At 57.1% G+C, this 15243-nt stretch carries 14 protein-coding genes and 1 pseudogene; 9 read left to right on the top strand and 6 right to left on the bottom strand.

The genetic code is table 11. The features are described from left to right. Positions 1–48: 48 nt before the first annotated feature. The 5 genes from epd (at position 49) to fba (ending at position 4183) form a co-directional block, all read left to right on the top strand. Complete coding sequence (epd, locus tag RHM68_RS23645) at positions 49–1128, top strand: erythrose-4-phosphate dehydrogenase (RefSeq protein ID WP_322219412.1); 1080 nt, start codon at positions 49–51, stop codon at positions 1126–1128. Between the two features lie 17 nt (positions 1129–1145). Then, complete coding sequence (locus RHM68_RS23640) at positions 1146–2309, top strand: phosphoglycerate kinase (protein WP_322219411.1); 1164 nt, start codon at positions 1146–1148, stop codon at positions 2307–2309. A gap of 34 nt (positions 2310–2343) precedes the next feature. After that, a complete protein-coding gene (locus RHM68_RS23635; protein WP_322219410.1) occupies positions 2344–2565 on the top strand; it encodes a hypothetical protein in 222 nt (73 codons plus the stop codon). Between the two features lie 58 nt (positions 2566–2623). After that, entirely contained in the window at positions 2624–2956 is a 333-nt protein-coding gene (locus RHM68_RS23630) for an MliC family protein (RefSeq protein ID WP_322219409.1), read from the top strand. 162 nt (positions 2957–3118) lie between these two features. Continuing rightward, positions 3119–4183 (top strand): class II fructose-bisphosphate aldolase, encoded by a 1065-nt coding sequence (gene fba / locus RHM68_RS23625; protein WP_027617054.1) that lies wholly within the window; start codon positions 3119–3121, stop codon positions 4181–4183. A gap of 207 nt (positions 4184–4390) precedes the next feature. On the opposite strand, the gene RHM68_RS23620 is transcribed toward fba, so the two are convergent. The 3 genes and pseudogenes from RHM68_RS23620 to RHM68_RS23610 all read right to left on the bottom strand — a co-directional run bounded on the left by RHM68_RS23620 (position 4391) and on the right by RHM68_RS23610 (position 6790). Then, positions 4391–4684 carry a hypothetical protein gene (locus RHM68_RS23620; protein ID WP_322219408.1) on the bottom strand — a complete coding sequence of 98 codons (294 nt, stop codon included), beginning with the start codon at positions 4682–4684 and terminating at the stop codon, positions 4391–4393. 300 nt (positions 4685–4984) lie between these two features. Next, a pseudogene (locus tag RHM68_RS23615) lies at positions 4985–5338 on the bottom strand (transposase); the annotation flags it as partial. Between the two features lie 783 nt (positions 5339–6121). Next, the gene (locus tag RHM68_RS23610) at positions 6122–6790 is read right to left on the bottom strand and encodes a polysaccharide lyase family 7 protein (RefSeq protein WP_322219407.1); all 669 of its coding nucleotides are present in this window, start codon (positions 6788–6790) and stop codon (positions 6122–6124) included. A gap of 322 nt (positions 6791–7112) precedes the next feature. On the opposite strand from RHM68_RS23610, the gene RHM68_RS23605 reads away from it, so the two are divergent. Genes RHM68_RS23605 through RHM68_RS23595 form a run of 3 tightly spaced genes read left to right on the top strand, consistent with a single transcriptional unit; the run spans position 7113 to position 10110 of the window. Further along, positions 7113–9236 (top strand): putative bifunctional diguanylate cyclase/phosphodiesterase, encoded by a 2124-nt coding sequence (locus RHM68_RS23605; RefSeq protein WP_322219406.1) that lies wholly within the window; start codon positions 7113–7115, stop codon positions 9234–9236. A gap of 45 nt (positions 9237–9281) precedes the next feature. After that, the gene (locus RHM68_RS23600) at positions 9282–9773 is read left to right on the top strand and encodes a M48 family metallopeptidase (protein WP_322219405.1); all 492 of its coding nucleotides are present in this window, start codon (positions 9282–9284) and stop codon (positions 9771–9773) included. Positions 9774–9813: 40 nt separating this feature from the next. Beyond that, positions 9814–10110: a winged helix-turn-helix domain-containing protein gene (locus RHM68_RS23595; protein ID WP_322219404.1), complete on the top strand. Its 297-nt coding sequence runs from the start codon at positions 9814–9816 to the stop codon at positions 10108–10110. 92 nt (positions 10111–10202) lie between these two features. Here RHM68_RS23595 and RHM68_RS23590 read toward each other — a convergent pair whose 3' ends face one another. Continuing rightward, positions 10203–10655, bottom strand: a complete 453-nt coding sequence (locus tag RHM68_RS23590) for a GNAT family N-acetyltransferase (protein ID WP_322219403.1) — start codon at positions 10653–10655, stop codon at positions 10203–10205. A gap of 257 nt (positions 10656–10912) precedes the next feature. On the opposite strand from RHM68_RS23590, the gene RHM68_RS23585 reads away from it, so the two are divergent. Beyond that, on the top strand, positions 10913–11650 hold the full coding sequence (locus RHM68_RS23585) for a substrate-binding periplasmic protein (RefSeq protein WP_322219402.1): 738 nt from the start codon (positions 10913–10915) through the stop codon (positions 11648–11650). 10 nt (positions 11651–11660) lie between these two features. Here the strand turns inward: RHM68_RS23585 and yccS are convergent, their stop codons facing one another. Next, positions 11661–13844, bottom strand: a complete 2184-nt coding sequence (gene yccS, locus RHM68_RS23580) for a YccS family putative transporter (RefSeq protein WP_322219401.1) — start codon at positions 13842–13844, stop codon at positions 11661–11663. A 210-nt stretch (positions 13845–14054) separates the two neighbouring features. Next, positions 14055–15233 (bottom strand): NAD(P)/FAD-dependent oxidoreductase, encoded by a 1179-nt coding sequence (locus RHM68_RS23575; protein WP_322219400.1) that lies wholly within the window; start codon positions 15231–15233, stop codon positions 14055–14057. Positions 15234–15243 lie beyond the last annotated feature (10 nt).

Genomic DNA, 15243 nt, shown 5'->3' with positions numbered 1-15243 from the left:
AAGACTCAACGCAGAACCGACAGATTCACCACGGTAATCGAGAACCCCATGCCTCAACCGCGTCCTTACAAAGTTGCACTCAACGGCTATGGTCGGATTGGTCGTTGCGTCTTGCGTGCGTTGTTCGAGCGAGGCGAGAAGGCCGGGTTTGAAATTGTCGCGATCAACGATCTGGCCGACATGGCCAGTATCGAGTACCTGACACGCTTCGACTCCACTCACGGGCGCTTTCCCGGCGAAGTGAGGGTTGAGGACGATTGTCTGCATATTCAGGGCAACTGCGTGAAGGTGTTGCGCAGTGCCACCCCCGAAGGCATCGATTGGGCATCGCTTGGTGTCGATCTGGTGCTGGAGTGCTCCGGCGCTTACCACACCCGTGAAGATGGCCAGCGGTTCCTCGACGCCGGCGCGCCACGGGTATTGTTTTCCCAGCCGATGGCCAGCGAAGCGGATGTTGACGCCACCATCGTCTATGGCGTGAACCAGGATTGCCTGACCGGTGACGAGTTGCTGGTGTCTAACGCCTCTTGCACCACCAACTGTGGCGTGCCGCTGTTGCGTCTGCTGGATCAGGCCATCGGTCTGGAGTATGTGTCGATCACCACGATTCACTCGGCGATGAACGACCAGCCGGTGATCGATGCCTACCACCATGAAGACCTGCGCCGCACCCGTTCGGCGTTCCAGTCGGTGATCCCTGTGTCCACGGGGCTGGCGCGTGGCATCGAGCGCCTGCTGCCGGAACTTGCGGGACGGATTCAGGCCAAAGCCGTAAGGGTGCCGACGGTGAACGTGTCTTGCCTCGACATTACGATGCAGACCGTGAGCGATACCGACGCCACCGAGGTCAACCGGATCCTGCGTGAGGCCGCCACCAGCGGCCCGCTAAAAGGCCTTTTGGCCTACACCGAGTTACCTCACGCCAGTTGTGATTTTAATCATGACCCGCATTCGGCCATCGTCGATGCCAGTCAGACCCGCGTTTCCGGCCCACGGCTGGTGAACATCCTGGCCTGGTTTGATAACGAATGGGGTTTTGCCAACCGAATGCTTGACGTTGCAGAGCACTACCTGCAAATAGCTGCGCCAAAGCCTGACGCTCTAAAAACTGCCTCTCCAAAACCGTAACCCAGGAATTGCGACCCATGACCGTGTTGAAGATGACCGACCTCGATCTGCAAGGTAAACGCGTACTGATCCGCGAAGACCTCAACGTCCCAGTCAAGGACGGTGTTGTCACCAGCGACGCGCGAATCCTGGCTTCGCTGCCGACCATCAAGCTGGCCCTGGAAAAAGGCGCGGCCGTCATGGTCTGCTCGCACCTTGGCCGTCCGACTGAAGGCGAGTTCTCGGCCGAGAACAGCCTCAAGCCAGTCGCCGATTACTTGAGCAAAGCCCTGAGCCGCGAAGTGCCGCTGGTCGCCGATTATTTGGGCGGCGTTGACGTGAAGGCCGGCGACGTCGTGCTGTTCGAAAACGTGCGCTTCAACAAGGGCGAGAAAAGCAACGCTGACGAGCTGGCCCAGCAATACGCTGCCTTGTGCGACGTGTTTGTGATGGACGCCTTTGGCACCGCTCACCGCGCCGAGGGTTCGACCCACGGCGTGGCCAAGTTCGCCAAAATCGCCGCCGCAGGCCCGCTGCTGGCGGCCGAACTGGACGCCTTGGGTAAAGCGCTCGGCGCCCCGGCCCAGCCAATGGCGGCGATTGTTGCCGGCTCCAAGGTGTCGACCAAACTCGACGTCCTTAACAGCCTTAGCCAGATCTGCAACCAGTTGATCGTTGGCGGCGGCATTGCCAACACGTTCCTGGCCGCTGCCGGTCACCCAGTCGGCAAGTCGCTGTACGAGCCGGACCTGCTGGACACCGCCCGCGCCATCGCCGCCAAAGTCAGCGTGCCGCTGCCAGTGGACGTTGTGGTTGCCAAGGAATTCGCTGAAAGCGCCACCGCCACCGTCAAGCTGATCGCGGACGTGGCTGTTGACGACATGATCCTGGACATCGGCCCACAGACAGCGGCGAATTTCGCTGAGCTGTTGAAGTCGTCCAAGACCATTCTGTGGAACGGCCCGGTCGGTGTGTTCGAATTCGATCAGTTTGGTAACGGCACCAAAGTGCTGGCCAACGCTATCGCACAAAGCTCGGCGTTCTCCATTGCGGGCGGCGGCGATACCTTGGCGGCTATCGATAAATACGGCGTAGCCGATCAGATCTCCTACATTTCCACAGGTGGCGGCGCGTTCCTTGAGTTCGTCGAAGGCAAAGTGCTGCCAGCCGTTGAAGTCCTGGAAAGCCGGGCTAAGGCCTGAGGTCTCCCCTATGACCAGGCAAAGGAGTGTTTACATGGTCAGGAAGTTAGCGCTGTTGATGGTCGCCGCCTCGCTGGCGGCTTGCGGGAGTCATCCGCAAGCCACGTCGGAACCGGCGCCGTCCGAGCCGCACAAAAGCTGTTACCAGGCTGACTGGCAGGCGGAAACCAATCCGGTGCTCAACAAGCGTTCCGGGCCTGACGGCCTGGACAAGTACGAGACACAAACCCCGGCCAAGGAACATGGTTGTCCTTGACCGGTCTGACTTACTTAACTAAAGGCTGGCGGTGTTTGCTGCCAGTCGAGGAACGCGGATGAAAGGCTTTATCGCCGTGATGGCGCTGGCACTGTTGGCCGGTTGCGCCAATATGGACCTGTTCAAATCGTCCGCGCCTGTTGATAGCTGGACCACCTGGACCTGCGACAGCCAGGCCAAAGTCCTCTGGCGCTACACCGACGATAGCCACAAGGCTGTCGACGTGCGCCTCGGCGGCGCCGATCAGGTGTACCGCTTGAAGCTTGAGCCGGGCGCCGAAGGGGCGTTGTACAGCAATGACATGCTGGCGTTTCACGTCAAAGGGGCGGAAGGCCTGGTGTATTGGGTCGCCACCAATGATTTGATTGGCCGCGGTTGCAAAGCACCCTAATTGACAGGCCAAGGACCTGATGGATCTGTGTAGGTTCTTGAGATTCAGGCAATACCGAATGAGCGGGTCGGGTTAACCCCCGATCTGCAATCACTTGAATAGCCGCCGCCGCTACGGCAGGCTGGCACGATTAACGACCCTCAACCGGGAGAGACATACACCATGGCACTTATCAGCATGCGCCAGATGCTGGACCACGCAGCCGAGTTCGGCTACGGCGTTCCAGCCTTTAACGTCAACAACCTTGAGCAGATGCGCGCCATCATGGAAGCCGCTGACAAGACTGACTCTCCGGTGATCGTCCAGGCTTCGGCCGGCGCCCGTAAATACGCTGGCGCGCCGTTCCTGCGTCACTTGATTCTGGCTGCGATCGAAGAATTCCCGCACATCCCGGTGTGCATGCACCAAGACCACGGCACCAGCCCTGACGTCTGCCAGCGCTCCATCCAGCTGGGCTTCAGCTCGGTCATGATGGACGGCTCCCTGGGCGAAGACGGCAAGACGCCGACCGACTACGACTACAACGTGCGTGTCACCCAACAAACCGTCGCCCTGGCCCACGCCTGCGGCGTTTCGGTAGAAGGCGAGCTGGGTTGCCTGGGTTCGCTGGAAACCGGCATGGCCGGTGAAGAAGATGGTATCGGTGCCGAAGGCGTTCTGGATCACAGCCAAATGCTGACCGACCCGGAAGAAGCCGCGGACTTCGTCAAACGCACCCAGGTCGATGCCTTGGCCATCGCCATCGGCACCAGCCACGGCGCCTACAAGTTCACCAAGCCACCTACTGGCGACGTGCTGGCGATCGACCGCATCAAAGAAATCCACAAACGCATCCCGAATACTCACTTGGTGATGCATGGTTCGTCTTCGGTTCCGCAAGAGTGGCTGGCGATCATCAACCAGTACGGCGGCGACATCAAAGAAACCTACGGCGTACCGGTTGAAGAAATCGTCGAAGGCATCAAGCACGGCGTGCGCAAGGTCAACATCGACACCGACCTGCGCCTGGCGTCCACTGGTGCGATGCGTCGCCTGATGGCCACCAACCCGAGCGAATTTGATCCACGTAAATTCTTCGGCGCGACCGTGACTGCGATGCGTGATGTGTGTATTGCTCGTTATGAAGCCTTCGGGACTGCCGGTAATGCTTCGAAGATCAAGCCGATCTCGTTGGAAGCGATGTATCAGCGTTATTTGAAAGGTGAGTTGAATGCCAAGGTCAACTAAGCCTTAGCGTTAAACAGCTTTGATAAAAATCCGCCGAGAGGCGGATTTTTTGTTGGATTTGATTAACGGCATTCAAAAATAAGACCTCAAACCTTGAAAATGTCTCTCCAGGTTAAACAGTAGCCTGATTCATTGAGTTCCTTGGCCTCTCTTGCTTGAGATGCAAAATACTTTGCATTTTCTGCATAATCAAAAATGTGTGGGTAGTTATAAGTTGGGTGGGTCAAGGTTTTCTAAGAATTCTCGGTCCATTTCGTAGTCGTTGGCTTGCTCATCTAATTCAGCTTGCGCACGTAAGTTCTGTGCTATTGCATCGGCTTCTTCCTGTGCATTTTTAGCCGCTTCCGCCAACTCCTGAGTGTATTCTGTTGGGTTCAAAGGCCCCGCCGCCCAGCCGCCGGAACCAAAACATCCACAAGCTACGTAATTTAGATCAAATCTGCATTGACAGCCCGTGGGGTGCCAGATGGATGCTGCGGTCCAGAGGTAACTTCCAGTCATGTTATATACTCCAGTAAGATTTATGGGCGGAAAGAGGAATATGTTTATTTAATGACGTCCTTCTGTTTTTCCTTGTTTCGAAACCAAGGATAAATCTTCATGTTGAATTCCGCATCTGTAAAATCTGACAGGTTTTTATAACTATTTGAAATAGTTCGGACGAATTCCAGACGCCTGAGTGCATTTTTCACAGTGTTCAGATGCGCCGTAACGTCGAACTCTTCTACCAAGCCGCTGGTGTATCTCGCTAGCGCTCAAAGGATTGGTTTCCGCCCATTCCTCAATAGCCGGTAGATAATCCGACAGCTTGCCCCCGGCGAGGTGGTTTTTCTCCAAGAGTCGGCGGAAGTTGAGGATCGTGGTTTCAGCGGGAATTCGATCCAGACTCAAGCCCGCGAACTGGCGCAGAATCGTCGTTTCATACAGTGATTCTTCCATCGCCGGGTCGCTATAGCCGAACCAGTTCTGCATCAGGTGAACACGCAACATGGCCATCAACGGATAGGGAGTGCGGTCCCCTTCACCGGTTGGATAATGCGGCTCGATCAACGCGATCAGCCCTTTCCACGGCACGACATTGTCCATCTCGCTGAGGCAAATCTCACGACGGGTGCGCTTACGTTTGCCTGCGTACTCAGCATCCGCGAAAGAAATCTACTTCATTAGGGCTCAAACGTTCAGCTCATGTGATGGAGGACATTTCAACAGATGTGGAAACCTTTTTCAGAGTTTCCTTAGCTCAAAGAGTGCCGTTGGATTGTTTTTAGTTTTGATGTCGTTGAGTGGTGGAGATTTTAATCTCTTTTTTGTGAATATTTAAGTGCGTGGATATTTCTAAATTCTCTAAGTAACTGTCAGTTTTTACAGCTGCCTTATTTTTGTACGCGTGGCATCGTGTAGCGGCGGTGAATGACGAGATGCGTTTTTTCCTTTTTCAAAGGAGTCATGCTGTGGAGGTAGAAACAGCTAGCGCGAAACTTGCAGGTTTTAAATATGAGGAGTCGATTCTTGTATGGATTAGCTTTCGCTCTAACAACTTTAAACAAGGAGTTTTTATAAGGTGAATGCTGATGACGACAGCATCGAAATGTACGACGAGAATGCGGGAGAAAGTATTTCAGTCGCGATCGTGCAGATCCGGAATATCCAGCATTTAGTTGGGGGGAGAATGGGGCCCATCTGGGTAGATGTTTAAGTTGTACATGTGTTAGTAAGAAACCTGCCGCGGGGCGGGGGTTTTACGTTTGAATCACTGACCATTTGGGTTATCGCACCCGAGTTGCTCAATCATACAAAACACATTGCTGACATCCTGAAACAAGGCACGGGCGATGTTGGTCACGCCATAAGCGGATTCAAGTAAACCGAGTCAGCGGGGTTGCGAGATTTTTTCCTACGACGCAACCTCACAAGCTCGGCAGCTGTTACAGAATTAGCTTACTTATCGTGATCAATATCCAGCTTGCTGAACGTCACTTTCCCACCCTCACTGGTGTACCCGGTGTTGTCCTGAACATAGACCCCCGCCTTGAAGTACAGCGGCTTGTCGCGCCAGGTGGTGCTGATGTTGGAGTCCCACTGATAACCCGCCGCGCTGATGCCCAATTGACCGCCGGGGCTGAGGTGGATCAGGTAGGAAAATTCCTGGTCCAGTTTTACCCCTGTGGCGATGGTAATCACCCGGCCTTCCTCATCATCTGGGCGCATCCGCACTTTGGCGACGATGTTGCCGGTCAGGGTCTTGGTCTTGTATTGGTACTCGACTTTGACCATGGGTTTTTGGCTGTCATAGGCATGGATCTGGCCGATGACGATCTTGCCCGAACTCGGCACCTGGTTCACGGCCAAGGTGGCGTGCAGGGAGTTGTCGGCGTCGGGGTATAGCCAATTGTGCAGGGTGCCGTTGCTGTAGGTTTCTCGCAGCTCGGTGCGAGGATAAATTGCATTCTCGGTGCGCGAACCGGTCACTGGGGACCAGAAAAACAGCGTGCCGGTGTCGGAGTGAAAGTATTGATCCTTGAAACCGTTCACCAGTTTGGACGTTTCAACGGTGGCCGGCGGGCTGCCGACAGGAACGCTGAGGTTCCAGGTTGCGAGATCGATCATAGTCAAAAGCTTCCGCATATTCATGCTGCACGCCCGTGCCAGAGGCTCTAGCACGGGCCTTGGAGAGCCATCTTTATAAGCGTAGTTGGCTTATTTGTTAATGCCCGCCTGGCAGATGATTGGCGCCAACATCCTGTCGAAAGGCCATCTGTGCCGGTTTCAGAGGGCTGTAGCACTGACCGTTAGTCGGCAACTGGAAACTTTGGCTAGATGATGGCTGGGCGACAGCTTTTGCTTTGGCAGATCCGGGTCTAGAGTGAAGTCTCAGTATTTGTCCGGTTTTCCAAAGAAACCGGCCTGACGCCCCGATAAGAGAAGCAGCATGGAATGCGCGCAACCAACGCCAGGTGAAGGCAGCTCAGTCCTTTTGATCGTTGATGATTACCCTGAAAACCTGATCAGCATGCGCGCGTTGTTACAGCGCCAGGACTGGCAGGTTATTACTGCTGCCTCGGGTTTTGAGGCCCTCGGCTTGTTGCTTGAGCATGATGTCGACCTAGTCCTGCTGGATGTGCAAATGCCGGGCATGGACGGCTTCGAAGTCGCACGGCTGATGCGAGGCAGCCAGCGTACACACCTGACACCGATTATTTTCCTCACTGCCAACGAACAATCCCAGGATGCTGTGATCAAGGGCTACGCCAGTGGTGCAGTGGATTACCTGTTCAAACCTTTTGACCCACAAATTCTCAAGCCTAAAGTCCAGGCGTTGCTGGAACACCAGCGCAATCGCCGGGCCTTGCAGCGGCTGAGCCACGACCTGGAGGTTGCCCGCGCCTTCAACGCCTCGGTGCTCGACAATGCCGCCGAAGGCATCCTGGTGGTCGGCGAGGACGGGCTGATCCGCTTTGCGAACCCGGCGATGTCGCGTCTGCTCAATGCCACAGTCAAGGATTTGCAGGGCCGGGAGTTTCTGGATTTCCTGCAAAAGCCGCACATCCCGATTTGGTCCGACTCTGATTTGTACGCCGGCTACAAACGTGGCGAAACCTTGCGTTTGCATGATGCTTTGTTGCGTACCGCACCGGGTCAGCAGGTGCCGGTTGCCTTGTCGTGCGCGCCGTTGCCCGTAGAACAACATGCCATGGTGGTGACGGTGCTGGACATGTCGGTGGTGCGCCACCTGCATCAGCAGCTGGAATTCCAGGCCGTTACCGATCCGCTGACCGGACTGCTCAATCGCCGAGGTTTCTATCAGACCGCGGAAAATCTGCTGTTGCGCGGCGAACGGTCAGACAGTGCCTGGGTGTTGCTGTACCTGGACCTGGATGGCTTCAAACGGGTGAATGACTCTCTGGGGCACGATGCCGGCGACCGAGTGCTGCGCTGGGTGTCCGAGCAATTGAAAGCCTGCCTGCGGCCGTTCGATATTCTGGCGCGTATGGGGGGCGACGAATTCACGGCGCTGCTGGATCTGGAGTTTCCCGAGCAAGCCGCCAAAATTGCCGAAAAATTGATCGAGCGCGTGTCGATCTGTCAGCAGATTGAAGGTCTGGATATCGCGTTGGGGGCCAGCATTGGGATTGCTACTTATCCTGACTGTGGGGCCAACCTAGACGGTTTGTTGCGCGCGTCCGACATTGCCATGTACGAAGCCAAGCGGGCGGGGCGCCAGCAGTACCGTTTCTATGATCACGAAATGAACGGTCGCGCGCGCTCGCGGCTGATGCTTGAAGACAGCGTGCGCACGGCCATCGAGAACCGCGATTTCACCTTGGTGTATCAACCTCAGATCGCGATCAGCAGCGGCAAGACCCGAGGTTTCGAGGCGTTGTTACGCTGGCAGCATCCAAGTGTTGGCGATGTGCCGCCGGGGCTTTTCTTGCCGTTGCTGGAAGAGGCGCGGTTGATCAGTCGGTTGGGTAGCTGGATTTACCATCGCAGTGCTGGACAGAGAAAGGCCTGGGAAACCGTGTTTGCCGAGGATCTGGTGCTGGGCGTGAGCTTGAGCAGTACCCAGTTTGGCCTGCCCAATCTGGTCACCGAGTTACGTCAGGTACTGGAGCGCCATGGTTTGCAATCGCGTCAACTGGAAGTCGAGGTCACGGAAGACGCCTTGATGATGAATCTCGATGAAACCCGCAAGCAGCTGCGGTTGCTGCGCAATCTGGGGGTGCGGGTCGCGCTGGATGACTTCGGCTCCGGACCTTGTTCGCTGGCTCATTTGCGCGATCTGGAGCTGGATACCCTCAAGCTTGACCGGCATCTGATCGCCCGGCTGCCAGAGTCAACGCGGGATGCGGCGCTGGCGCGCAGTGTCATCGAGTTGTGCAGGGCATACGGTCTGTTGGTGATCGCCGAAGGGGTGGAAACCGTTGCTCAATATGAATGGTTAAAAGCTAACGGCTGTGAGTACGTGCAAGGGTTTCTAGTGGCGCGGCCGCTGATGGCCGAGGACGTCGACGCTTTTGTGCAGCCCTTTGACTGGAGCACGCTACTGCGCTGAATTCGCTACACTGGCGGCCTTTTCGAACTACGTGTTGCCCGCCCGATGACCGCGTTGAAATACCTCCAGGCCTACCCCGTTGCGTTGCAGGAGCAAGTGCGCCAGCTGATCACTGACGGTCGGCTGGGCGATTACCTTAGCCAGCGTTACCCGGAAAAACATGGTGTGCAAAGCGACAAAGGTTTGTACACCTATGCCCTGGACCTGAAGCAGGAGTACCTGCGTAACGCGCCGGCCATCGACAAGGTGTTGTTTGACAACCGCCTGGACCTGACCCATCGCGCCCTCGGTCTGCACACCACCATCTCACGGGTGCAGGGCGGCAAGCTCAAGGCCAAAAAGGAAATCCGCGTTGCGTCGCTGTTCAAGGAGGCACCGTCCGAGTTCTTGAAGATGATCGTGGTGCATGAGCTGGCGCATTTCAAAGAGTCGGACCACAACAAGGCGTTCTATAAGTTGTGCGAGCACATGTTGCCGGGGTATCACCAGGTGGAATTTGATTTGCGGGTTTATCTGACGTGGCGCGATATGCAGTAGTCGATCATCAGAGCCAAAGCGCGCAACAAGGAGAGTGTGGATGGACGTGAGCAAGACCAAGAGCAGCTTCTACCGTCGGTTGTACGTGGCATATCTGATCGACAGCGGGCTGGCCAGCAGTGTGCCGGCGTTGACCGAGGTGACCGGCATGCCTCGGCGCACGGCGCAGGACACCATTGCGGCGTTGGCGGATCTGGACATCGTTTGCGAGTTTGAACAGGACGACGGCGCCCGTCACCAGGCCGGGCATTATCGAGTGCGTGAATGGGGGGCGATTGATCGGGGCTGGATCGAGCGCAATTTGCGTCAGATCAAAGCGGTGCTGGAGTATCCCTGAGGTTTTGCGGCGCCGACATGGACGCCTTTGCGAGTAGGCTTGCTGCGTCATGAATGTCACCCTGGCGGTGCAAGCCTGCCCGCGACAGCGCTTCAGGAACGGCGCATGCCGATGTGCGGAATGTCATCCTCCAGGTATTCCTCACCTTCGACGACAAACCCATACCGGCCGTAATAACGCTGCAAATGCGCCTGTGCCGAGAGATAAATGGGCACTTCAGGCCAGTGCTTGTCAGCCTGGATCAAGGCCTGGCTGAGCAACTCATGTCCTATACCCTTGCCCCGCGCTTCTGGTGCGGTGATCACCCGGCCGATCACCACATCGCCACCCTGTAATTCCGGGTCGAGCAAGCGTAGATAGGCCAAAAGTCGATCGCCGTCCCAGCCCATCAAGTGGCGGGTGTCACCCGCCAGGTCTTGGCCATCAATGTCTTGGTAAACGCACTTTTGTTCGACGACGAACACCTCGGCGCGCAATTTAAGAATCGCATACAGCTGCTCCTTGCCCAGATCGCTGTGGTGTTTGCAGACCCACTCAATTGTCATATTCACACTCCTTGAACATTGTCCTTCCGATACTAGTCGTACCGACGATGGATGTCTTTACGGTGGGCAAAACTGTGATGGGTGCCAAAATGCCATCATTCAGTGCTCGCGCCGTTGTCTTCTTTGTGTAATCTGCGGTTGAGCACTGTGCCGTGGCTTCAATGAGCTAAGGTTTAATACCGGGGAATATTTGCCGGAGTCTTTGAGTTTGGTTGAAAACACACACCGGGCAGCTCGCCCGCTAAGGATTTTCTAGCATGCCGCGATTGCATCGAGCCCTTGCTTTGATTGTATTGCTGTTGCTGAGTCAAAAGGCGGCAGCAGAAAAACTGCGTTTGGTGGCCGACGCCTGGCCACCCTTCACCGATGCCACGCTGGTCAACGGCGGCCTGGCCACTGACATCGTCAGTACCGCGTTGGCACGGGCCGGTTATGCCAGTGATTTTGAGCAAGTGCCCTGGGCGCGGGCATTGCTGGGCGTGGGCGAGGGCCGTTACGACGTGCTGGTCAATGCCTGGTACAACGATGACCGCACGAAGTTGGGTCAGTTTTCCGCTGAGTACCTGCTTAACCGTGTGCGCTTCATCAAGCGCAAGGACGCGCCGATTGAATACGACAACCTGCAACAGTTGCACGCCTACCCGATTGCGGTAGTGCGCGGTTATGCCTATTCGCCAGCGTTCGACAACGATGGGGCCATGCAGAAAATCCCGGTGCATAGCTTCGCCATGGCCGTGCGCATGCTGGCCGCTGACCGCGTTCAACTGACCCTTGAAGACGAATTTGTCGCTCGCTATTACTTGGCCCGGGAATCACCCAAGGTGCGTAACTCGGTAGAGTTCCTGCCCAAACCGTTGAGTGAAAACAGCCTGCACATTCTGGTGAGCCTGAAGAACCCGGAGCATGAGCAAATTGTTGCGGGGTTCGACCGGGAGATTGCCGCGATGAAGGCCGACGGCAGCTATGAGCGGTTGATGAGGCAGCATGGGATGTGAGACCACCCGCTCAACCCTCGCTCGTGTCCTTGATCAAGTGCGCCGCTAGCGTGCGCAGAGGTCCCAGCTGTCGGCAGATCAACCCCAACTGAGTTTGTACCAGCCGCTGGCCCTCATCGATCTCATCGGGCATCAGCTCTAGCTCATTGGCCAGTGCTTCTTCCTCATCACTTTGAATCGCAATCGGCGTTTTACTGGCCAGACCCTGGGCGATTTCGTCGATGCTGGCGGCCAGCTTTACCCCGGCGCCGTCGATTAACTGTTCCCGCACCTCGGCCGGTAATAGGGTGTCACGGTGCGCGCCCAAGCCTGACAGGTAGCTGAGCAGGGTGTGGGAGAGCACCAGAAAACGGAAGCCTACATCGGCTTCTTTACGAAAATGCCCCGGCTCCATCAGCATGTTGGCCAAGGTCGTCGACAGCGCAGCATCGGCGTTGTGCGCGTTACGCCGCGCCAGCCTATACGCCAAATCGTCACTCTTGCCGGCGGCGTACTGCTGCATGATCTGGCGCAGGTAGATGCTGTTGCAGGTCAGCGTGTTGGCCAGCACTTTGTTCAGGCGTCGGCCCTGCCAGTCGGGCAGGAACAGGAACACCGCCAGCCCGGCGATCAGGCTGCCGAGCAGGGTATCGAACAGGCGTGGCAGGAACAGTCCGTAACCGTCGCCTACCTGGTTGAAGCAGAACAGCACCATCAAGGTGATCGCCGCCGTCGCCAAGGTATAGCGGGTGGTGCGGTTGATAAAGAACACCACCCCGGCCGCGATGGCGAAACACGACTGGACCAATGGGCTCGGAAACAGATCGAACAGGGCCCAGGCCAAGGTCAGGCCGATGGCGGTGCCGATGATCCGCTGCCCGAGTTTGCGCCGGGTCGCGCCGTAGTTTGGCTGGCAGACGAACAGGGTGGTGAGGATGATCCAGTACCCCTGTGAGGGGTGAATCAAATGCACCATGGCGTAGCCGATACTCAACGCCAGCGGCAGGCGCAGTGCGTGGCGGAACAGCAATGAGGTGGGCGTCAGCTGCGTGCGCAAGCGAATCCACACATCCTTGAGGTTACGCGGCGAACGGTCGAGCAGGCTGCTGTCGGTGGCGTCGGCCAGGGCGTCGGGGTTGCTGGCGTCACTGAGCAAGCGGTCGAGGGTGCCGAGGTTGGCGGCCAGTGCCCGCAACGAGCGCAGCAGGCCGCGCCATGCCGGGTTGCTCTGGATGCGCAGGTGTTCAAGGGAGGCGTGCAAATCGCTCAGGGCTTCGGCGAAGCTGGCGTCATAGATGAACGGCTGACGCATCTGGATCGACTCGGCCAGCGCGCGACAGGCCTTGCCTTGCTGGCGCAGCAGGCGCTGACAGCGGAACAGCACGTCACTGTGGAAGAACGCATCGGCCAAGGCGTTGTAAGGATAGTGCGAGGAGCTGGCGCGCTCGTGGATGTCCTGGGCAAGAAAGTACAGCTTGAGGTAGCGGCTGACTTTGGAGCCCGGCCGACCGTTACCGACCCGGTGCAGAATGATTTCCTTAGCGGCGTTCAGTGCCGCCACCACTCGACCGTTTTGCTGGGCCAGTTCCAGGCGACGTGCTTCTACGTCCATCTGTCGAATGGGCTCGAACAGCGACGACTTCAGTTTCAGGTACAGCCCCAGTTCACGGAACAACCGCGCCAGGCTCTGTTGCACCGGCTGGTTGGAGAACATCGCCTGCCACAACACCGAGAGCAAACCATACCAGGCCGCACCCGCTACCAGCAGCACCGGTTCGTGCCAGAAATCGGTCACCGCGCCGCCGCGCTGGTCCACGCCGATCATGGTGTAGACCGACAGAATCAGGGTGGCCGAGGCAATCGCGCCATAGCGTTCGCCTAGGGCGCCGAGCATGGTCAGGCCGAAGGCGGCCAGCGCCAGAGCGACGATAAAGATGACGGGGTAGGGGAAGAGCAATTCGACCGAGAACGCGGCGATGCTGAAACACACCAGCGTTACCGCCAAGGCATTGAGTCGGCCCTGCCAACTGTCGTCTGTTTCGGCGAGGGCGCTGGCGATGATTCCCAGGAATAGCGGGATCAACAGCCCCATTTCATCCTGATACCAACAGACAGCCATGCTGCCGGTCAGGGCGATGAACACCCGCACGCTGTAGCTGAATTTATCCAGCGCCCAGAGGCGACGCAGAGACTGATTAAATGGGGTCGATGACATGAAGTGCGCGGGCCTTCCGAGGCAATGACGCTAAATTGAGCCAGTAATGACGTCGGCGCAATGGCGTCGATCACATCTGACAGCAAAATCTGTTCCTTTGAGCGCAAGCCACCATCAATGAGGGCGTTAGCCTACTCGCGAAGAATCCAGCAGAGACAACATTAATGTTGTCTGTCAGAACGCTTTCGCGAGCAGGCTCGCTCGTGTAATTCAGGCGTATTGAGCTGCCGCGTAGCCCGAGGCCCAGGCCCACTGGAAGTTGAAGCCCCCCAGGTGTCCGGTGACGTCCAGCACTTCGCCAATGAAGTACAAGCCGGGGCTTTTCAGCGATTCCATGGTTTTGGACGACACTTCATGGGTGTCGACACCGCCCAGGGTCACTTCGGCGGTGCGGTAGCCTTCAGTGCCGGCGGGCACAACTTGCCAGCTGGCCAGTTTTTCGGCGATGTCGGCCAATTCCGCATGGGTGTACTGCTTCATCGGTTTGGACACGAACCAGTTGTCCGCCAGCAAGTTGGCCATTTTTTTGGTGAAGATTTCTCCCAGCAGGGTTTTCAACTCGCTGTTCGGACGCTCGGCCTGCTGCTGTTGCAGCCAGGCGGGTGCGTCGTGGTCTGGCAGAAGATTGATCTCGACCGTATCACCGGATTGCCAGAACGAGGAAATCTGCAAAATCGCCGGGCCACTGAGGCCGCGGTGAGTGAACAGAATGTTCTCGCGAAAACTCTGATCGTTGCAGCTCACCAGGCAGTCCACCGACGTACCGGACAGCTCGGTACACAGTTCTTTGAGCTGATCGGTGATGGTGAATGGCACCAGTCCGGCGCGGGTCGGCAGCAGTTCGTGGCCGAACTGTTTGGCCACTTGATAACCGAAACCGGTTGCACCGAGGGTTGGAATCGACAGACCGCCCGTGGCGATGACCAGCGATTGACAGGTCAACTGACCGAGGGTGGTGTCTAGCAAGTAACCGCTTTCGAGCTTCTCGATAGTCTGGATCGAGGTGTCCAGGTGCAGGCTGACGCCGACCTGGTTGCACTCGTCGAGGAGCATGTCGAGGATGTCGCTGGATTTGTTATCGCAGAACAATTGGCCGAGTTTTTTCTCGTGGTACGGCACGCCGTGTTTGGCGACCATGCCAATGAAATCCCATTGGGTGTAGCGCGCCAGTGCGGATTTGCAAAAGTGTTCGTTCTGCGACAGAAAATTGCCCGGCTCGGTGTACATGTTGGTGAAATTACAGCGACCACCACCCGACATCAGGATTTTCTTGCCGGCCTTGTTGGCGTGGTCGAGCAACATCACTTTGCGCCCGCGCCCGGCGGCGGTCAGCGCACACATCAACCCTGCGGCGCCAGCGCCAATGATCACGACTTCGGTAGAGCGCAAAACGGTGTCC

Origin of the sequence: Pseudomonas sp. DC1.2 (assembly GCF_034351645.1) — a bacterium.
Taxonomy (GTDB): domain Bacteria; phylum Pseudomonadota; class Gammaproteobacteria; order Pseudomonadales; family Pseudomonadaceae; genus Aquipseudomonas.
Note: the sequence above shows the minus strand (reverse complement) of the source record. Positions and strands in the feature narration are given on the sequence as shown.